We start from the raw sequence: 19,487 nt of genomic DNA, 5'->3' as shown, positions 1-19,487 counted from the left end.
CTTAATTCAAGGATTGTTCATCTTCATAACATCCTGATTTCCTTCGTATTTTGAGGATTCTCCCCACCGACACATAGCATCTTACTAAATATTTGATCAAAATTAGCCGATATTTTAGTTAAGAAATTATCAGAAGAGGGTTTGAATGAAATTATCATCAAAAATAGTATTCCTAATGCTTACGAGCCAGTTGTCATTTGGTTCGGTATTCAGTGTATTTAAGTCAGCAGGTCACGGCCTAGATGAGCTTTTGATTAAGAGTGGAATCGCAGACCAAGAAGTGAGGTCTGTTGTTGCGAATAATATTGAATTGGCAATGAAGGATCTTTCTCACACTGGAAAGAAAGAAGACTTTAGTATGAATACCCTTAAGATGATGGTTTCGGGATCGCAGGACAAGGCCCGTTTTCAGAGAATGGAAGAAGTATTTACAAAAGATTCCGCGTCTCCAGAGGAAATCAAAAATGCTATCAATAACTTTGTCTACCTATCACAACGTTATGGGTATAACAAAAGTGGTATCCTTTCATGTGCACCTTGTGTGAACAAAAATTTATCTGATGCTGGTTTCAACTTTGTTTTATCTGAAATGAAAGATGATTATTCTCAAAGAATTTTTAAAGTGATGTCTCGTTATAGCTCACCAGTAAAAATGTCTCGTCAGATAAACTCTGCCGTAAAGACACAAAAATGGTCAAGCCGTACACCAATGCTAAATGCAACGGATGAAGAATCATTACTATATTTCTTAACTGCCGAAAAAGTAGGCTCACCAGTGCAGAAAGATCTAATCTCTGCAATTAGAGATGTTTCAGTTAGTGGTGGAAAGGTTGACCTATTTAGCAATACAAATGGACATAAGTTCTATTCGTTTCTATCAAGTGGATTCAGCGATGCAGAAATGACGGAGTTAACTCGTCTTCTTAAAGCAACTTCTGATGAAATGAAAGAGACTAAAAAAGGTACGATGGATGCATTCTTTGATGTACTTCAAAGAGAAGCTGATGAAGCGAGAACACCAGCAACTCGTCAAAAGAAGCTGGCATTAATTGAATATTTAAGAGATCCTGATACTAAGTGTTTTTCTAAATAATTAAAAAATTTCGACGCTACCAAGTGATCCATTGTCCTTTATCTTTAGAACTTTGAGAGCATTTAGGTAGCGTTGTAAGCTTCCAATATTTTCTTCTTTCATTGTATCTCTCATAACTTTATAGGCTAATCCTGAAAACTCTGGAGACTTAAATAGTCCTTCAACATCTGCACTTGCCCATAGATAGCGTGAAAGAGTGTTCTCAACTGTTCCATTTGGAGAATAAAGAATTCTATTAAGTTCACTAAATGTTTGTTCTGGAGTTAATCCATCAAAGCTTACATTATACTTATTCATGAATTTAACAGCTGCGCGGTCATTCTCTAGGTTTCTAACGATTCCAGAGATAGCCTTTTCTTTAACAGTAGCAATCATCGTTTCAACTTCAGTAACTTCCTTCTTACTCATCTTAGGAAGAGCTTCAAGAACTGAAACTTCAAGTCCACGGTAAATATCTCCTACTGTTTCGGCCATAAGAACTTTCTTCATTCCTAAAGTTTCACGTGCTGAGCGACGAGCAACTTCTGAAATAAGTCTTGCACGAGCAGTAAAGATCTTTCTCATAAGAACACCCTCTCCTACTGCTGAAATCACAGGTAGTCTTTTTCCAAAGAATCCACCAGTGTGAGGAGCACCTTGAATTAGCATGTATGGAAAGTCTCTCTTTCTAAGAGGAATCTTTACAAAAATCTCAGTTAGAGTATCAGCATTCTTTGCAATATAATCAGCAAGCTCTGCTTCAGGAAGTCTTTGTAATTCATCATAAATCTTTAAGAATTGGCGACGATTCTTAGCAAGGTTTGCAGTGTTTTCATTCCAAGCGCGAACGATCCAATTTGTCCCTCTCATGTAGTGACCTTGGTCTGCTTTTCTCACTCTTAGCTTAGAGCGAGCTGCCTTAGAAGAGTTACTGAAAGTTGTAGAGTTAAGTCTCTTCACATAACTTCCCATATAGTGTCTAAGCTCTAATGGACTTCCATTAAATAGCTTTGAAACTGTACTTCCAAGTGCTTCATCTACTTGAGAGTAATTTAAATTAACAGCAACATCACTAGTATAACGGTAGATTCCACCATGTGAACGAGTAATTGCTTCTTCAACACTTGTAACAATATTCTTAATTGCTTTGTTATAGCTTGCTTGAGAAAGCTTCCCAGCAGTGTAATTAGCTTCAATACGGTCCATTTTTTTAAGAGTTTTCTCGACAAATTCTTCATCAAGATCAAGATTTCTTAGATTTTGAGCAATATCATCCATCGACTTTGATGAAAGCATTTTCTTAAATACATCACTATATTTCTTAAGACCAAGAACTAGCTTTGCAAATTCAACCTCAGACTCATTTACGATAACCGAAGCATCTTTACCAGACTGCTTTAAGGCTTCTTTAATACCAAGTTGAGAGCGATTCTTAACAATTGCTTTTAGAGATTCTTTAAAGATCTTAGAACCAACTGAAACACTTCTAGTAAGAATTGAGATCATTGAAATCGTTCCAATGACTTCAAATGCTACGGCCATCCATCCTTTTGCTACGTTTTCAGTTGAGTTTGAATCTGTGTAACCAAGCTCGGCCATCTCACCTACGTATTCCTCACTTCTATCGGCACGAAATTTTACTTTTGTTTCTAAGCGAATGGCATTTGCTTGCATACCAAATCCAACTGCACCAGCACTTGCAATAGCAAGACCGCATAGGCCACCAGTTACAAGTGTACATGAACCTGCAGCAAGTACGGCACCCATACCTAAAAGGAAGCCAAATACACCATTAAACATTGCCCACTTCTCGTCGCTATTCCAGTCATCCATTCTATCCATTAACTCTTTAGGTACAGCTGGGATACCTAGTAGTTGATTTAGTTGATCTTGGATCTTAACTGTTGCATAAAAGTTTTCTTTTAAACTATCGATATCATCTTCATCGATCTGACAGAATTTATTAAGCTTCTTATAAGTATCTTGCTGACGCTTAAGTGCAGATCTTTTTAAGATTTCTTTGTATACAGGAGTCTTAAGATCCATATTTAACTTTAGAAAGTTATGTACTAATTCATAGTCATCGAAGATATCAATACTATCTGGACGAGAATCAAAAATTGCTGATCTTTCTTTGTGTGACTTAGCAGCTAAGATTTCTTTAAAGAATGCTACTTTCTCTACATCTTCTTCTTGTAAGCGCTCGTTGATATCCTCAGTTGTTTGATATAGAAGACGGCCATCAATTGTCTCATTGGCAGCATCTTCAATTTGATTACGATCTAGAGTTACTTTATTTGATAAAGAGTCAATTAACTCAAATGCTTTTTTTCCAGAGTTAAGTTCAGCAGTCATGATCTGAGTCGTGTCTTTATTGAACTCATCAAAGATTGTGTTCCAAAGTCTCGCATATTCATCTTTCTTTAACTCATTCGTTAGAAAGTTAGGTTTGATGCTACGGTTTACTTTAAGAATTTCAGCTGCCTCTTCAAGGTTTTCAAGATAAGCCTTCATATTATTATTAAAACATTTATAGCTATAATCTACTCTCATTCCACGAGAAGTTTTCTTATATGTCTTAACCTGCCCATCTCTGATATTTTGCAGCTCTTCACGAGCAACTAAGTATCCTAATCGTACCTTTGCAAGAGGATTAAGGGCCTGCATTTGGTCAAGTAAGTAATCATATTCATTTGTTACAAGCTCAGAAAATACTTTTGGACCAGTTCTTAGGTAATCAAACACTTTAGCAAGAGTAACATAACTCTCTTTAACTTTTGATTGATCAAGGCGTGCAACAGGAATGAATTTTCCATCAATCTTTAAAGAGTCAATATAGCTTACAACTCTCTTTAGAACATTATCTTTTCTTGAAAGTCCCTTACAAATCTGAGCTGGATTTCTGTAACAAAAACCAAAAAGCATTGTATTGTGACGAGAACCAACCTTAAACTCTTGTGAATCTTGAAGCTCAAGAGCTTTATGATAAAGAGTATTTAGTCCCCAGTTACGGTATGACTCTTGAGAATAGAGAGAAGGAAACTCAATTACAACTTTATTGTTCTTTAATTCATTTTTAATTGAATCACTAATAATATCTTCTAAATTCTCAGTTCTAGCTTGTGCCATTTTAGAAGCCAGGTATGGTGAAGCATTAATTGCTGAAGGATAAATATTTTCAACATACTTCTGGTCACCTTCGTAAATATCAACTTCAATAGTCTTCGATTCTGGAACAACACCAATAATATCATTGATAAGGCCAATATCTTTTGTTGTTACTTGCTTAGAAGTTTGCGTTCTTGTACCTCTTTTATAAGAGTAGATATTTTTCTTATAGGCTTGAGCGATCTCACCCATCTTCATATCAACAAACTTATTGTATGCATTAACTTCATCAAAACCTGCTTTCAAATATTTTTGATAGAAGTTTGTAGCTTCTTTTCCCTTTGCCGCTCTTAGAAAATTTTCAACAGTAGTTGAAGCAACCATTGTTTCAGCTAAAGGATTAAGTTGCTCAGCCTCTCTAACGCTCATAAGCTCAAGGTTAGATTCATCATATGAAAGGCCAGAGTTATTAATAAGGTTATCTAGGTAAGTTTTTGCAACTGATTCATCAACTTTTAGTTCTAAAAGTTGTGGCCATGAACCATTAACTTCACTACGACAGCTCTTAGGAATCACGATCTTATCTTCTTCAGATTCGATCATTAGGTCGTAGTTTTTAATTTGAGTTGCCATCATTTGAATCGTTAGAATTCTTAAAGCACGTAGATAACTCTTTGCACTTGGAGATTCATTGACTGTTACAACATCTCTTTTAGAATTTAAAAATGAATTAAGCTTTAGTTCAACATCACTTCCATCAATATTTACAGTGAAGAAAATCTTATCTTTCATTTCACCGTGAACAAGAAAATTATAAAGCTCAGTTTCTTCTTCAATAAAGTCAGTCGTTAACTTTGGAAGAATTTGATCCATTTTGATTTCAGACACATTTCTAAAAGGAGAAAGGATAACCTTAATATCATATAGGCCCTTAACAACTGAATCATTATAAGCAAGTAGAAGCTGCTCTTTATCAGCATAAGCTTCATTTGTGTTATTAATAATGTCTTCGATCTTTGTCTTAAATGACTTAGCTCTTGTGAAGTAATTTAATGCTTGCTTAGAGTAAGTATCGATTTTTCTATTTTGAGTACGATTTAGTTTTGCATCAACTTCAACTTCAGCAAGAACAGAAGCAATGCTTGAAAAAAGGTTTTCTCCACGAGAAGTTTTCTTTGCTTCTTGTGCTCTTTGCTCATCTTGATAATCTTTTACACCACAAGAATTCTTCTTGATTGAATCAAGAAAAGTAATAAATTCAGTTTGAAACTCAGCTTCACCTTCTGATTCTTGAGCACTTTGTGCTTGAAAGCCTTGTGCAATTTGACCAAGCTCTTCTTCAGAAAGATCACTTGAAACATTTCCACGAAGATTCTTTTTAATTTCACTAAGCTCTGAAAGAACTTCCTCTAGGTCATAAACACTTGCAACAGATCGAGCATTTTCGATCGTCTGAGCAAACGCCATTTGGAATGAACAAAGAGAAATAATAATGAATGAGATTAGCTTTTTTAGTTTCATGCCCTATATAGTGCAATCACAGTGCCAACTAACAGGGACAAAAGATCAATGATTTTGGCTACTTACAGTATTACATGGTGTCTAAAAAATGAACATAGTGTCTACTTCATGTGATTCGATCAGATCGCCTCATTTAAGGCAAAATACATCGTAAATTCTTTTTCTCGGCCATAGGCGATGTCGACTCTCGAGTTGAGATTTTGCTTAGGTAGAATTTTGTAACGAATTCCTGTCCCAATATGTGTAAGTGGATCGGCTTCAAATAAGTCTGATGGAATCTGGTTTCCAACTCTTGACTCTCCTCCAAATGTAAAACCAACTCCGGCAAATCCAGCTAGACCAAACTTTCCATCCATAATCGATTGGAAGTAGTGCTTATACTCACCTTCAAAGCGTATCATATTAGCACCTTCATACACTTTTCCAGTGTAACCTCGCGGTCCTCGTGAACCATAGTTATAATTATAATTAGGATTTGTGTCACCTAGATTAAAGCTTGAATCAAATAGCCATGAAAACAAATGATTCGTATTTTCTGCCAGAGAAATATAATGCGAGAAAGTTGCCTCTAGCGTAGTGATATTATCATCTCCTCCAAGATTTTCTCGATAGAAATTCGTTCGTGTATTTAAGTAAAAGCCTTTAGTTGGAGAAAATGTATTATCTCTCGTATCATAGAATAAATTAAATTTAAGACCTGTATTTGTTGCATAATTCTCAGGATTTATATCGGCCTTAAAAATAACCTCATTCCAGATGATCCCACCACCAATAAAGAGATCACCCCACACTCGATAGTTAACATTAACAATAACAGCACGAATCTTATTAGATGTATCAAGGAATCGCTCAAGTTCAGCTTGAAACATCTGACTTAATATATTTCCTTCAAGATAACCACCTGTGATACGCCACTTATCTTCACCGAGATGAAGCTTCGTTCCAATGGCCCCCATTGCGGTTCCATTTGTCGTAATCTTTCCATAAGCACCTATAATAGAAGGTGGCACAGTCTTTGTACTATTCTTATACTTTCCGCTATTTGCATCAAAGAGATACATCCCAATAAGATCGAGTCCTAGTTTAGTGCTTGGCATATAAGAAGGACCTGGAACAATGACGAATTGTCCCTCATCGAGGCCTGTTGAGGCCTTAACGTCACGTTGCACTTTTTGGGCAAAAGTCATAGAATGAAAAAGAATTAACGCTAATAACAAAAATCTCATCGAGGAGCCTATGTTTAAGATATTTTTTCTTTTCTTTTTATCATTCTCCTTTTCTTTTGCAAATAATATTAGTTTTCACAAAGAGATCTTCCCAAGTGTAGAAGACCTGAAGAAGACCAGTATTACTGATACGATTAGTGAGAATCCCATAAATACTACGATTCAAATAGCTTATGATAAAAATGGTAAAAAGCTTGGATTTATTAGAGAAGTAAATACGACAACAGGATGTAATAGTGCATGTCTACCTGTGATCTTTACACTCTATTACAACACGAAGTATGAATTTCTAAAGCTGAAATCTAAGGCAGGATTAACTAAAAAGTTTCACAAACCAATGACTGTCGATGATATCAATCGCCTACACCTACTTATTGGAATCAATCCTGAAGTATTTAAAAAAGTAAAATATCCAACTGATATGACGGATGCATTAACAGGAGCGACAAAGCCAGAATTTGTTGATGCTGTTGTGAAGGAAGCTGCTTATTCGACGTTGAGAATTAATACTTATAATCAAGATACAATCAGACAATTAAAAAGTTTAAAGTTATAAAAAAGGGAGCTGATTAGCTCCCTTTTTATTTTAATGAGGTTATTGTCCTCTTAGATCTTTTCTTAGAATCTTCCCAACATTTGACTTAGGAAGCTCAGTTCTAAATTCAATAATCTTTGGTCTCTTATAAGCAGTTAGATTTTCTTTACAGAATGCTAGAAGCTCATCTTCAGTTAGAGACTGATCATTTTTTACGACAAATAGTTTTACGATCTCACCTGATTTTTCATGTGGTACACCAACTGCAGCACATTCAAAAACTTTAGGATGAGTAACTACAATTTCTTCAATTTCATTTGGATAAACATTAAATCCTGAAACAAGAATCATATCTTTCTTACGGTCAACAATTTTGAAGAAACCTTCTTCATCCATCACACCAATATCACCTGATTTAAAATAACCATCAGGAGTCATTACTTTTGCCGTCTCTTCAGGACGCCCCCAGTAACCCTTCATAACTTGTGGACCTTTAATACAGATCTCACCTACCTCACCAGCGTTCAGAGTATTTCCATCATCATCTTTGATACATACATCAGTTGATGAAACAGGGATACCAATCATTCCATTGTAGTCTTTAAGATCCATTGGGTTGATACAAGCAGCTGGAGATGTTTCAGTTAATCCATAGGCTTCAATTAATGGAGTTTTTGTTACCTCTTTCCATCTTTCAGCAACAGCACGTTGTACGGCCATTCCACCACCAAGAGTTAATTTTAGCTTTGAAAAATCAACTGATTTAAAGTCTTCATTATTTAAAAGACCGTTAAATAGCGTGTTTACACCAGTAAATGCTGTAAATTTCCACTTCTTCAGTTCTTTTACAAATCCTGGAATATCTCTAGGGTTAGTAATTAGAACGTTTAGTGCTCCAATTTTAGAGAACGTAAAACAGTTCGCTGTAAGTGAGAAGATATGATAAAGCGGAAGAGGAGTAATGATAATTTCTTCACCTTCTTTTACAACTGGTGAAATCCACTCGCCTGCCTGCAGTAGGTTTGCAACGATGTTACGGTGGATAAGTTCTGCACCTTTAGAAACACCTGTTGTCCCACCTGTATACTGTAGGAAAGCAAGATCAGAACTATTAATTTCTGGCTTTTTAAATTTTGACTCATCACCTTTATCAAGTGCCTCAAGAAATGACTTAGCGCCAGGAAGATCCCATGAAGGAACCATCTTCTTAACATGCTTAATAACAAAGTTTACAAGTAGTGACTTTGGAAATTTAAGCATATCACCAATTTGAGTCACAAGTACGTGCTCAATTGGCGTATTCTTTACAACTTCAGCAAGAACAGAAGCTGAGTTTTCAAAAATGATAATTACTTTTGATTGTGAATCCGTTAATTGGTGCTCAAGTTCTCTAGCAGTATAAAGAGGGTTTACGTTTACACAAACCATACCTGCACGAAGAATACCAAAAAGAGCAACAGGGTATTGAAGAATATTAGGCATCATAATAGCGACACGGTCACCTTTTTTAAGCCCAAGATCATTTTGAAGATAAGAAGCAAATTTCTTTGAAAGATGATCAATCTCTTTATAAGTTAGAGTCTTTCCCATGCAATGGAAAGATGGCTTATTAGCAAATTTAGTAAAACTCTCATCTAATAATGCTGGAATTGAAGGATATAATTCAGGATTAATTTCTTCAGCAACACCATTTTGGTAGTGCTTAAGCCAAGGTTTAGTCACAGGACAGCTCCATTTGTTACTATTAATAAATTTAGTCTAGATTTTATTGTATTTTAATTTTTAGCTACTTACAATACGGAATCTAAATGCGTGTTGCATTATAGTGATCAAATTTGAAAATTTCCTTGATGTAATAAATTTTATTAGATATAAGAGTGACCGTTTTGCAAAACACCACACACACTTTAGGCCCCCTGAATTAGGGGCCTTACTTTTTTAGAGCCTATGACAAACTCTCACGACGATTCCAAAAAAGATTTCTATATTAATGAAGACGGTAATACTGTTTTTACAAAAGAATTCCACTTACGTCGTGGCTACTGCTGTGAAAGTGGCTGTCTTCATTGCCCTTTTGGCTTTAACGAAAAAGCTGATGATGACTCGAGCAATATTCCTCTAGAACTTAGAAAGCAAGATTTGAATGAAGAGGTATCTGACGAGGACTTAGCAGAGTATTACCTTAAGGATTTTGAATAAGTTTTAGACAGTTGCAAAATCATTTTACCTTCCTAGAATACCTAACATACTGATATCACAAATAATTACTTGGCATCATTCCTGCTCTTAATAGATTGTCTAAATCTTGGAGGGAATATGAAACTACTTAGCCTAATTACACTTTCACTAGCCTTTACGGCCTCTGCTCACGCGGCAGTCAACTTTAAGTGTTCTACTATGCGCAAGAATATTGAATTCAATCTAAAGGGAAATCAGATTCAAGTAGAAGGTCGTACTCCTGCACAGGCCCTAATCGGACGCACTCACAAAGTTGGAAATTCTGTAACAAAGCACTACCAACTTGCTGGTCAGAAATATCAAATTCATTTTGATGATGTAACGAACTCAAATGAGATGAATACTTATATTTCTATTCGTACAAAGAATGGGCACGAAGTAACTTACCCACTGAGCTGTAATAATATCTAAACTTGTTTTACAACTAAAACCTTAGAGTCCGTTGTTGCCTTCAAGATAGCGGACTCAATATCCTTAACTACCGCAGACCCATACTCTTTAATTTCAGTATCATCAATTTCACAAGTACCTTCTAAAACGACAATTGAACTAATACCATTTAACGACAGAACACTCTCATCTCCTGCTCCTAGAACTTTCACTCTAGCATTAAAATAGTTATTGCTTGTTAGTAGTCCACTCTTTTCAAGATTCTTATATTGAAAATATTCCGCGACATTAGCGTTTGGATTAAAATTAATAACATCCATGGCCTTCTTCACATGAAGTTCTCGAGGCTTACCATCAAGACCCATACGGTTCCAATCCCAAACACGATAAGTAACGCCCGAGTTCTGTTGAACTTCGACAAGAGTTACTCCTTCACCAATGGCATGGATTGATCCAGCAGGAATATTAAAGAAATCACCTTTTTGAACATTTATGAAATTGAGGAGATCATTTACATTTTCTCCACTTTCGATGGCCTCTTGTAGTCTTTCTTTTGTGACACCTTCTTTAAGACCAAGATAAATCCCTGCATCTTCTTCGGCGTCTAAAATATACCAACATTCATCTTTTCCAAGCGCATCTTCATGAATATGAGCGTACTCATTATCAGGGTGAACTTGTATCGATAAATTTTGGCTTGTATCGATAAATTTAATTAAATAAGTTAATACTTTTCCTTCAAGAACTTCTTCAAGGCTTTGGCCATTCTCACAAAGAGATAGGCCATTTTCTAAAGTTGAAACTTCCCATGTTTCGCCCAATGGACCTTCAAATATCCCCTCAGGGTCTTTATATTTTTTTAACTTTTCACCACCCCAAACAGTGGTAACTAAATGTGGAATTTGCTTTAGAATCATTAGTATATGCTATCGTACTTTACAGCATGAGCAAAGAAGATTTACCAATATTAATAAGGTTTAATAAGCTTCAAGAGCCTATAAAAGCTATGATAAAGCATGACTTTAAACTTTCCAGAACGAATTGAAATTCCTGTTATCACTCTTCCCAATATAGTATTTTTCCCGGGAACATCTCTTCCTTTATATGTCGTTGATGACATTTTTCAAGATATTTTTGAAGAAGCTACTTGTGCAGGAAATCCCGTTGGTATTTCATTGGCAATGGAAAAAGATTTCGAAACATACTTTGCTTATCCATGTGAAGTTTTTGGAATGGGACAGCCTCTTATGATTGAGAGAGTCGATGGGAACACTTTGAAAGTACTCGTTCGCTGTATTGGCAAATGCCAAGTCAATTACCCTACTCAATCAAATCCATATCCAATGTATAATGTGACTATTTTAAAGGATGATGAATGTGTGATGAGTAATATTGATGAATTTTATCGTCTTGAAAGCATCCTTTATAACTGGTTAGAAACAAATATTCCCAACGATCAGGATCGCGACTATTTTATCGAAACACTTAACAAGCCAGATCAAATTATTAACTACGTGGCAACCTTTATCATCAAGAGTCGTCAAATTAGACAGCTTCTCTTAGAACAAAATAATATCAATGATAAAATCAAGATTTTAAATTCTTTGATTACTGATGAGCACATCTATCACGAGGACCCAATCGTGGCCCAAGCTTTTGAAGAGTTTGTTAGTGAAAAGCTACAGCTTAAGCAGGCCAATTAAACAAGGGCCACTAATATATTGATTAAGGCCATCGCGCATGCGCTAAAGAATGAAAGTGTAAAATTATCATCAATCTTAGTTGATAACAATTCAACAAAAGCTGTCGCAATTGCAGTAAAAAAAGCAAAGATTACAATTTTCAGACTCAGTGGAAAATACAATAGGCCATAGAATGCAACAATCAAAAATGTTGTCAGGAAACACGCATAAGACCCTTCAAAAGTACGATCCTGCATAACCTTTCTCTTCCCATAACGAATTCCAACAAATGAAGATGCCGGATCAGCTAATGAAAGAATCAGAGTTGCTAAAAGTGCAATTTGTTCATCAAAGAGAAAGAATGAAAGCCCGATCCCCAAAAGAAAAAGAGGAGTTCCTGTAAATCCATTAACCTCAGTATCTCTTAAGATTCCTCGGCAAGAGTTAACGAATACTTGATTAATTCCATCAAATTTCAATCGAAGAATTTCAATTAGAGTAAACACGGCACTTGCACTAAGAACAATAATTGAAAACCTATATGAATCTAGATTTGAAATTAGATAAATTGAGGCAATTCCCAATCCTGCAAAAATATGAACTAACTTTCGTAATAAGTGCGGCTCAAACTTACTTGGGAATCTATAAATACTTTCCATTACAACAATATATAATTTTAGAAAAATAAAATAAAGACCTTTTCGAGGCTTTTTAATTTTGGCTATAATGATGGAAAGTTAAGCAAGTAATACAAGGACGTATTTTGAATAATAGTACAAATTCACATTTAGCAGATGCTGGTCAATATCTAGGTGCATCAAATAATGGCAAGAAAATCTGGGCCATTGGTGGCGGAAAAGGTGGCGTAGGTAAAAGTCTTGTTACGTCAAACTTGTCAATTTGCCTTGCCCTTATGGGAATGAAGGTAATTGCCATTGATATGGATCTTGGAGGTGCTAACCTTCACACATGTCTTGGCGTAAATGTTCCATCAAAAACTTTAAGTGATTATTTCACAAAACCAAATACAAAACTTTCTGATCTTATTACTCCTACTCCACTTAAGAATTTAAGTTTAATTAGTGGTGCTCAAGATAATCTAGGAATGGCCAATTTAAAAGCCGCTCATAAATCAAAAGTTTTAAATGATCTTCGTGAACTTGATGCCGACTATATACTTCTGGATCTTGGTGCGGGAACAACTAATAATACTTTGGACTTCTTCCTAGGAGCTGACCAAGGAATCTTAGTAACTCTTCCAGAGCCAACATCAATTGAAAACACTTATCGTTTTATCAAGTCAATATATCATCGCAAGCTGCAATCAGTTGATGACTTCCTAGAGCTTGGACCACTTATTGATAAAGTTCTTAATGGAAAAGTCGGTGAAAACCGCACTCCATCTGAAATTATTGAAAAGGCCATGCAAATAAATGAAGCTCAAGGTCTAAAACTAAAAAGAGAAATTGAAGCAATTACTCCGAAACTAGTTATTAACCAGGCCCGAACTCAAGCTGATATCGATATTGGTTTTGCCATGAGAATTATTTCTAAGAAATACTTTGGCATTAACTTAGATTACGTTGGCTTTCTTGAGTACGATGCAACAGTTTGGCAAAGTGTGAAGAAGAAGAGACCTCTTATTCTTGAGTTTCCTAATTCTGCACTAGTAAAGAATTTTGAGCACGTAATCAACAGAATCTTAAATCTAACGAAGAAAATTGTTTAATATATTAATGAGGAATAAATGAGTAAAGAGAAGAACTATTATGAAGTATTAGAAGTAGCACCTAATGCTTCGGCAGACGATATTCAAAAAGCATATGCGGCCGCAAGAGCAGCCTATAGTGGAGATAGTCTGGCCATTTACTCTCTCCTATCAGAAGAAGAGGCACATAAAGTACTTGAACTTATCGAGGAAGCTTACAATATTTTAAGCAATCCAACGAAAAGAAAGAAATACAATCAAGCTCGTGGAATTGTAATCGAAGATGATACAAATTATATTCCAACGTCAAAGCCTGCTGATGAAAATACAATAAAAGTAACGAATCAAATGAATCGTCTCGTTGCCAAAAAACGCTACGGACTTGAATACGAGCAAAATGCTGAATTTGAAAAAGAAATTGAGCAATGTAGTGAGTATACTGGTGAATTCTTAAAGAAAGTTCGTGAATACAAGAAAGTAGATGTAAGTCGTATGTCTGATATGACAAAAATATCGAAAACTTTCCTACAGTATATTGAAAATGAAGAAGTTGATAAGATGCCTGCTATCGTTTACGTTAGAGGATTTGTTTATCAATATGCGAAAGTACTAAAACTTAATCCAGATTTAGTTGCAAACTCTTATCTACAAAGAGTTAAAGCTTTAAAAGAAGGCAACTAAGCTGTCATGAGTGATCAAAATTCTAAGTTTGTTATTACGATCACCCAAGAAGACCATGATGAGTTTACTAGGCTCGATCAAGTTCTTGCGAGTAAGCTTGAACAGTCTCGTAGTTTTCTTAAGGAGCTTTTTAAAAAAGGCTCCATTACTTCTGATAATAAAATCGAATTAAAAAAAATGCCTCCAGTAGGTACTGAAGTTACTATTGATATACCTCCTCCAAGAGAGGCTACAGCAAAAGCAGAAAATATTCCTTTAAAAATTCTCTTTGAAGATGAGCATCTTGCCATTGTTGTAAAACCAGTTGGCATGGTTACCCATCCAGCCCCTGGTAATTATACTGGAACACTTGTAAACGCTATTCTTCATCACTGTAAAGACATTCAAGGTGTTGGAGATGAAAAACGTCCAGGAATTGTTCATCGACTTGATAAAGGAACAAGTGGTGTTATGGTGATTGCAAAAAACCAGAAATGCCATGAAGAACTTGTAAAATTATTTCAGGCCCACGATATTGACCGCTACTATCAATGCATAAGCGTCAGTACTAAAATTCCACCAGAAGGAAGACTTGAATCCACTATAGGACGTCATCCAAATAATCGCTTAAAGATGGCCGTTGATGTACGAGGTGGAAAGAACTCTATTACAAATTTTAAAGTACTAAAATATTACCAAAATCTAAGCCATGTTGAACTAAAGCTTGAAACGGGAAGAACACATCAAATTCGTGTTCACTTAAGTCAGCTACTAAATGCTCCCATTCTAATGGATCCACTTTACGGTGTTCCAAAGAATGACCTTCTAAGAATTGATAATCGACTTAAGGCCATTATCAAAGATTACGAGCATCCATTTTTACATGCAAAAATTCTTGGATTTGTTCATCCAATTACGAAACAGAAGCTCTACTTTGAAGAGCCTCCCCCACCAGTATTTCAAGAGGTTCTAAACTTTCTTGAATCAGACTCGGAGTAGAAATGGCACAGCTACTTTATCAAAAAAAAATTGGTGATTTTCTCTTTGAGACCTACGATGATCGTCCAGACTTTGAATTTGATGAAGTAAAGCAAATCCATTCGGATATTGTAGTTAAAACACCTACCACAAATAGTATTGAGGCCGATGGGATTGTCTCTAAACTTGAACTGAGCCAACCATTGGCCATTAAAACTGCTGACTGTCTACCAATTGCCATTATAGGAAAGTTTGGCGTGGCCAATCTTCATGCTGGATGGCGTGGAGTTGCACAAGAAATCATTCTAAATAAAGAAGTTAAGGCAATAGAGCCTCAAATTATTCTCATTGGACCTCATATAAGTGCTGTAAATTATGAGGTTAGCGAAGAATTTAAACAAAATTTTCCTAACTCCCAAGCTTTTGACATGGTAGAAGGCAGATTAACATTCAGCTTAGAGATGGAGGTGAAGAAGCAAATTGCTGAACATTTTCCACAGGCCTATGTCATATCTACCAATATATGCACATTCGCAAATCTCAACTATAATAGCTTTAGAAGAAACCAAACAACCAAGAGAAATTATAATATTTTAAAAAGGAATTAAAATATGACTGATAGTTTTTTAAATCGCCTAAATTTTAACAAGAAAGTTTTATTCTTCATCGCAGGTCTGTCGATGTTTATTCTTTCAATTTATCTAACAAACCACTACTACCAAATTAAGTTTCCGGTAGGATTTGGTTCGGCTTCGGCCTGTAACATCAACTCTTTCTTAACATGTGATGCTGCAACACTTTCACCTCTTTCAAATATTGCAGGTGTTCCTATTTCAATCTTCGGAATTGTTATGGGTGCCATGGTTATGCTTTTTTATATGGTAAATAGTAAGCATGCAGAAGGAAGCTTATTTCTTCTCCTTCTTCTAAACGGTATTGGATGTTTAGTACTATTTATTTACTCAATTGTAATGCTTGGTACACTTTGTCCATTCTGTACTCTTTACTACGTTGCTTCTTGGTTAGCATTAGCTTTGATGTTTCAATATAAGGCAGCTCGTGACTTTGATATTAAATTCTTTGCAACTGCTGCTGTCTGTATGCTTATTAGTGGTTCAATTGGTTATGCGTTTACAAATTCAAAGGTTGAAAATTCAACTGCTAGAAGCGCACAAATTGTTGCAATGTTTAAGAACCTAAATAATTTAGGTACTCCAGAAAAAGCATCACCTTACCGTCTAGCTTCTTCTTCAGAGGACTTTAAAGATGCACCAATCCAGATGTCTGTTTTTTCAGACTTTCAATGTCCGGCCTGTAACGCACTTAACTTAGTTCTTCCAACGATTGAAAAAAAGTATGAAGGGAAAATTAATATCCAATATTTCTTTTACCCACTAGATCACAATTGTAATGCGGGAATGAGTGGACCACTTCATCAACTAGCTTGTGAAGCTGCTTATCTTGCAAGTTGTGTAGGACCTCAAAAGTTTAAATCAGTACATGATGCAATTTTTGAAAACCAAGCAAACCTTACTGCTGAATGGATTAGCAATAAAGGTAAGGAATTTGGAGTTACTGAGTGTATGGCAAAGCCTGAAACAAAGCAGGCAGTCGTGGATATGATCACTCAGGCAAATTCTTTTAATGTACAATCAACACCAACTCAGCTAATTAATGGTGTAAAAATTGAAGGTGTTAGGCCACTAAGTGATTACACAGCGATTATGGATCACCTTCTTAAAGAAAATAAAGCTAAGAACTAATGAGTAAAAAAAAAGAAAGAATTATTCCTAAATATACAGTGGGTCCAATAGAGACCCACTGTCATCTCGACTATCTCAAAGGCCAAGAATTAATTGATACACTTAACAAATGCCAGGAATATGGTGTTAATAAAGTTGTGACAATTGCAGTATCTCCAGACAATCTTAAAAAAGTTAGAGAGCTTACGGCCAATGATATCGTCTATGGTACTCAAGGAATTCATCCTCACGAGGCCAAACACATTACAGAAGAAACTTATCAAGAAATTCAAGACAACTTAGCAAACCCTAAGATTGTAGCAGTTGGAGAAATTGGTCTAGATTACTACTATGAGTTTTCAGATCCGAGCATTCAAAAAGAATCTTTTGAAAGGCAACTGCAAATTGCTTGTGATAGTGACCTGCCAGTTGTTATTCACACACGTGAAGCAGATGAAGATACTAAGGCCATTTTAAAAAACTTCTCAACTACACTAAAAAGAAAAGGAGTTATCCACTCTTTTACTTCAGGAATTGAGCTTGCTTCGTTTTGCCTTAGTGAAGGCTTTCATATTGGATTTAATGGAATTGTTACATTTAAGAATGCTACTAACGTTCGTGATGTTTTAGATATTGTTCCAGTCGAGCAAATGCTACTAGAAACGGACTCTCCGTATCTTACTCCTGTTCCATTTAGAGGAAGAGAGAATGCTCCGTTCTATCTTCCATGTGTTGCAGATTTTATTGCAACTCATAAAGGAATTGATCCTCAAGAATTAATCGACGTTGCTAATAGCAACGCCGAAAATCTATTCTTTAAATTAAAATAATCCTTCAGTCGATAAGTAGCGCTCACCAGTATCATAACAGAATGTTAATACTGTTGAGCCTTCTGGCATTTCACTAATTTTCTTTTCAATTGCAGCTAGTGAAGCACCACTTGAAATTCCTAGAAGGATGCCTTCAAGACGGGCAGCACTTCTTGCAAATTCAAAGGCTTCATCTTTACTAATTGTCACAACTTCATCAAGAAGTTCTCGATTTAAAACACTAGGTACAAAACCAGCACCTATTCCCTGTATTGGATGCGGCCCAGGCTCACCTCCAGAGAGAACAGGAGAATCCGCAGGTTCAACCGCCACAACCTTCAGGTTATTAAACTTCTCTTTTAAGACCTCTGATACACCAGTAATATGTCCACCAGTACCTACTCCAGTAATAAGGTAGTCGATACTTCCATCAATATCAGCGAGAATCTCCTTGGCCGTTGTATCTCTGTGTACATCAACATTTGATGGATTATCAAATTGCATTGGCATCCATGAATTTGCTTCTTGCTCACAAATTTCTTGGGCCTTTTCAATCGCTCCCTTCATACCTTTTTCTTTCGGAGTTAAAACTAGCTCTGCACCAAAAAGTGCCATAAGACGCCTTCTCTCTAAACTCATACTCTCTGGCATTGTAATGATTAAGCGGTAACCAAGAACAGCACATGCCATTGCAAGACCAACTCCAGTGTTACCAGAAGTAGGCTCAACAATTACCGTTCCTTCTTTGACAAGGCCCTTCTTTTGCGCGTCTTCAATCATTCTCTTTGCGATTCGATCTTTAATTGAACCACCAGGGTTTGCGCGCTCAAGCTTTGCATAAATAGTTATATTTTTCTTATTTGCCTCAGGAAAGAGACGATTTATTTTTACAAGTGGTGTATTTCCAACAGATTCCAAAATATTATTAAATTTCATATGTAAGCTCCTCTATATTGAATTGTCGATCCTTCACATCTAAGTGAACTTCGCTTTTATGATAAACAATAGACTTCTTCTTCACACTTTGTGTTAGCCAAACGTTACCACCAATTGTTGATCCCTCACCGATAACAGTCGTTCCTCCCAAGATTGTTGCGTGAGCATAGATCACACAATCATCTTCAATAGTGGGATGGCGTTTTGTATTTTGTAAGTCCTTACTCACTGAGAGAGCACCTAATGTTACCCCTTGATAAATCTTTACTCGATTACCAATAACTGCGGTCTCCCCTATAACGACACCAGTTCCATGATCGATAAAGAATGAATCTCCAATTTGTGCACCTGGATGGATATCAATACCTGTTTTATTATGTGCATATTCTGCAATCATTCGAGGAAAGATTGTTAAAGATTTTTCATAGAAAAAATGGGCCAGACGATGAGAGGCAATTGCAAAAAGTCCTGGGTAGCATAGAACAACCTCACAGATATTTTGTGCAGCAGGATCACCTTCTAAGAGCGCAATAGCATCAATTTCTATTTTCTTTGCCAACGTCACTAATTCTTCGCTATACGACGCTATTAACTTTTCTCTGACATGCGCATCAAGTTTCAAATGATTAAAAATTTGATCTGTATTAATGATGTGGCGATTGAAATACAATTCAAAGTCTTCATAATTTAGAAATTGCATTCGCACAGAACCTGGCAAAATTATATTGAGGGCCTCTTCAACGAAATCCTCAATTACCTCAGGTTTGATTTCAGTATCATGACAAACTTTTTTCTTGTGCTCGTAGAGCTTCTTTATATTAGAGAGATTTGATTTTTCCATCGCGTGATTATAACACGCGGCCCGCGAGATATAATTCACAA

The 19,487-nt window shown here is 36.0% G+C and carries 18 protein-coding genes; 11 read left to right on the top strand and 7 right to left on the bottom strand.

What is annotated here, in order from left to right:
- Positions 1-145 precede the first annotated feature (145 nt).
- Complete coding sequence (locus ABMA70_RS12010) at positions 146-1,093, top strand: hypothetical protein (protein WP_103217895.1); 948 nt, start codon at positions 146-148, stop codon at positions 1,091-1,093.
- On the opposite strand, the gene ABMA70_RS12005 is transcribed toward ABMA70_RS12010, so the two are convergent.
- Both ABMA70_RS12005 and ABMA70_RS12000 read right to left on the bottom strand, forming a co-directional pair.
- Positions 1,094-5,701, bottom strand: coding sequence for a hypothetical protein (locus ABMA70_RS12005; protein WP_392993283.1), 4,608 nt, complete (start codon positions 5,699-5,701; stop codon positions 1,094-1,096).
- A 119-nt stretch (positions 5,702-5,820) separates the two neighbouring features.
- Positions 5,821-6,927 (bottom strand): BamA/TamA family outer membrane protein, encoded by a 1,107-nt coding sequence (locus ABMA70_RS12000; RefSeq protein ID WP_393022253.1) that lies wholly within the window; start codon positions 6,925-6,927, stop codon positions 5,821-5,823.
- 10 nt (positions 6,928-6,937) lie between these two features.
- Here ABMA70_RS12000 and ABMA70_RS11995 point away from each other — a divergent pair, with 10 nt between their 5' ends.
- A complete protein-coding gene (locus ABMA70_RS11995; RefSeq protein ID WP_392993288.1) occupies positions 6,938-7,483 on the top strand; it encodes a hypothetical protein in 546 nt (181 codons plus the stop codon).
- 39 nt (positions 7,484-7,522) lie between these two features.
- Here the strand turns inward: ABMA70_RS11995 and ABMA70_RS11990 are convergent, their stop codons facing one another.
- Positions 7,523-9,184 carry a long-chain-fatty-acid--CoA ligase gene (locus ABMA70_RS11990; protein ID WP_103217891.1) on the bottom strand — a complete coding sequence of 554 codons (1,662 nt, stop codon included), beginning with the start codon at positions 9,182-9,184 and terminating at the stop codon, positions 7,523-7,525.
- A 225-nt stretch (positions 9,185-9,409) separates the two neighbouring features.
- On the opposite strand from ABMA70_RS11990, the gene ABMA70_RS11985 reads away from it, so the two are divergent.
- Together ABMA70_RS11985 and ABMA70_RS11980 are read left to right on the top strand one after the other, a co-directional pair.
- Positions 9,410-9,661, top strand: a complete 252-nt coding sequence (locus tag ABMA70_RS11985) for a DUF5522 domain-containing protein (RefSeq protein WP_103217890.1) — start codon at positions 9,410-9,412, stop codon at positions 9,659-9,661.
- A gap of 117 nt (positions 9,662-9,778) precedes the next feature.
- Positions 9,779-10,111: a hypothetical protein gene (locus ABMA70_RS11980; protein WP_392993290.1), complete on the top strand. Its 333-nt coding sequence runs from the start codon at positions 9,779-9,781 to the stop codon at positions 10,109-10,111.
- On the opposite strand, the gene ABMA70_RS11975 is transcribed toward ABMA70_RS11980, so the two are convergent.
- A complete protein-coding gene (locus ABMA70_RS11975) occupies positions 10,108-11,007 on the bottom strand; it encodes a type I phosphomannose isomerase catalytic subunit (RefSeq protein ID WP_392993293.1) in 900 nt (299 codons plus the stop codon). The genes ABMA70_RS11980 and ABMA70_RS11975 overlap by 4 nt on opposite strands.
- A gap of 99 nt (positions 11,008-11,106) precedes the next feature.
- On the opposite strand from ABMA70_RS11975, the gene ABMA70_RS11970 reads away from it, so the two are divergent.
- Complete coding sequence (locus tag ABMA70_RS11970; protein WP_103217887.1) at positions 11,107-11,793, top strand: LON peptidase substrate-binding domain-containing protein; 687 nt, start codon at positions 11,107-11,109, stop codon at positions 11,791-11,793.
- Here the strand turns inward: ABMA70_RS11970 and ABMA70_RS11965 are convergent.
- A complete protein-coding gene (locus tag ABMA70_RS11965; protein WP_103217886.1) occupies positions 11,790-12,431 on the bottom strand; it encodes a diacylglycerol/polyprenol kinase family protein in 642 nt (213 codons plus the stop codon). The two genes, ABMA70_RS11970 and ABMA70_RS11965, sit on opposite strands and share 4 nt — an antisense overlap.
- A gap of 104 nt (positions 12,432-12,535) precedes the next feature.
- Between ABMA70_RS11965 and ABMA70_RS11960 the strand changes: the two genes are divergently transcribed.
- From ABMA70_RS11960 to ABMA70_RS11935, 6 genes are read left to right on the top strand one after another with little or no spacing between them, the layout of a single operon-like run.
- Positions 12,536-13,501, top strand: a complete 966-nt coding sequence (locus tag ABMA70_RS11960; RefSeq protein ID WP_158246858.1) for a P-loop NTPase — start codon at positions 12,536-12,538, stop codon at positions 13,499-13,501.
- An 18-nt stretch (positions 13,502-13,519) separates the two neighbouring features.
- The gene (locus tag ABMA70_RS11955; RefSeq protein WP_103217884.1) at positions 13,520-14,161 is read left to right on the top strand and encodes a helix-turn-helix transcriptional regulator; all 642 of its coding nucleotides are present in this window, start codon (positions 13,520-13,522) and stop codon (positions 14,159-14,161) included.
- 6 nt (positions 14,162-14,167) lie between these two features.
- Positions 14,168-15,139 carry an RluA family pseudouridine synthase gene (locus tag ABMA70_RS11950; protein WP_103217883.1) on the top strand — a complete coding sequence of 324 codons (972 nt, stop codon included), beginning with the start codon at positions 14,168-14,170 and terminating at the stop codon, positions 15,137-15,139.
- A gap of 2 nt (positions 15,140-15,141) precedes the next feature.
- Entirely contained in the window at positions 15,142-15,726 is a 585-nt protein-coding gene (locus ABMA70_RS11945) for a polyphenol oxidase family protein (protein ID WP_392993297.1), read from the top strand.
- A gap of 3 nt (positions 15,727-15,729) precedes the next feature.
- A complete protein-coding gene (locus ABMA70_RS11940; RefSeq protein ID WP_392993300.1) occupies positions 15,730-16,881 on the top strand; it encodes a thioredoxin domain-containing protein in 1,152 nt (383 codons plus the stop codon).
- Complete coding sequence (locus ABMA70_RS11935; RefSeq protein ID WP_103217880.1) at positions 16,881-17,690, top strand: TatD family hydrolase; 810 nt, start codon at positions 16,881-16,883, stop codon at positions 17,688-17,690. Before ABMA70_RS11940 ends, ABMA70_RS11935 begins: the two co-directional genes overlap by 1 nt.
- Here ABMA70_RS11935 and cysK read toward each other — a convergent pair.
- Positions 17,682-18,605: a cysteine synthase A gene (gene cysK, locus ABMA70_RS11930; protein WP_103217879.1), complete on the bottom strand. Its 924-nt coding sequence runs from the start codon at positions 18,603-18,605 to the stop codon at positions 17,682-17,684. The genes ABMA70_RS11935 and cysK overlap by 9 nt on opposite strands.
- Positions 18,595-19,446, bottom strand: coding sequence for a serine O-acetyltransferase EpsC (gene epsC, locus ABMA70_RS11925; RefSeq protein ID WP_103217878.1), 852 nt, complete (start codon positions 19,444-19,446; stop codon positions 18,595-18,597). Before epsC ends, cysK begins: the two co-directional genes overlap by 11 nt.
- Positions 19,447-19,487 lie beyond the last annotated feature (41 nt).

It is taken from the genome of Halobacteriovorax sp. XZX-3, assembly GCF_043196495.1.
Classification (GTDB): Bacteria; Bdellovibrionota; Bacteriovoracia; order Bacteriovoracales; family Bacteriovoracaceae; genus Halobacteriovorax_A.
This window is presented reverse-complemented; position numbering and strand designations above follow the sequence as displayed.

Bases quoted from the DNA above. Each gene is read 5' to 3' on its own strand.
- ABMA70_RS11980 (WP_392993290.1), top strand. From the start codon at position 9,779: ATGAAACTACTTAGCCTAATTACACTTTCACTAGCCTTTACGGCCTCT.
- ABMA70_RS11965 (WP_103217886.1), bottom strand. From the start codon at position 12,431: ATGGAAAGTATTTATAGATTCCCAAGTAAGTTTGAGCCGCACTTATTA.
- cysK (WP_103217879.1), bottom strand. From the start codon at position 18,605: ATGAAATTTAATAATATTTTGGAATCTGTTGGAAATACACCACTTGTA.
- ABMA70_RS11950 (WP_103217883.1), top strand. From the start codon at position 14,168: ATGAGTGATCAAAATTCTAAGTTTGTTATTACGATCACCCAAGAAGAC.
- ABMA70_RS12000 (WP_393022253.1), bottom strand. From the start codon at position 6,927: ATGAGATTTTTGTTATTAGCGTTAATTCTTTTTCATTCTATGACTTTT.
- ABMA70_RS11970 (WP_103217887.1), top strand. From the start codon at position 11,107: ATGACTTTAAACTTTCCAGAACGAATTGAAATTCCTGTTATCACTCTT.
- ABMA70_RS12005 (WP_392993283.1), bottom strand. From the start codon at position 5,701: ATGAAACTAAAAAAGCTAATCTCATTCATTATTATTTCTCTTTGTTCA.
- ABMA70_RS11955 (WP_103217884.1), top strand. From the start codon at position 13,520: ATGAGTAAAGAGAAGAACTATTATGAAGTATTAGAAGTAGCACCTAAT.
- epsC (WP_103217878.1), bottom strand. From the start codon at position 19,446: ATGGAAAAATCAAATCTCTCTAATATAAAGAAGCTCTACGAGCACAAG.
- ABMA70_RS11940 (WP_392993300.1), top strand. From the start codon at position 15,730: ATGACTGATAGTTTTTTAAATCGCCTAAATTTTAACAAGAAAGTTTTA.
- ABMA70_RS11985 (WP_103217890.1), top strand. From the start codon at position 9,410: ATGACAAACTCTCACGACGATTCCAAAAAAGATTTCTATATTAATGAA.
- ABMA70_RS11995 (WP_392993288.1), top strand. From the start codon at position 6,938: ATGTTTAAGATATTTTTTCTTTTCTTTTTATCATTCTCCTTTTCTTTT.
- ABMA70_RS11945 (WP_392993297.1), top strand. From the start codon at position 15,142: ATGGCACAGCTACTTTATCAAAAAAAAATTGGTGATTTTCTCTTTGAG.
- ABMA70_RS11935 (WP_103217880.1), top strand. From the start codon at position 16,881: ATGAGTAAAAAAAAAGAAAGAATTATTCCTAAATATACAGTGGGTCCA.
- ABMA70_RS11975 (WP_392993293.1), bottom strand. From the start codon at position 11,007: ATGATTCTAAAGCAAATTCCACATTTAGTTACCACTGTTTGGGGTGGT.
- ABMA70_RS12010 (WP_103217895.1), top strand. From the start codon at position 146: ATGAAATTATCATCAAAAATAGTATTCCTAATGCTTACGAGCCAGTTG.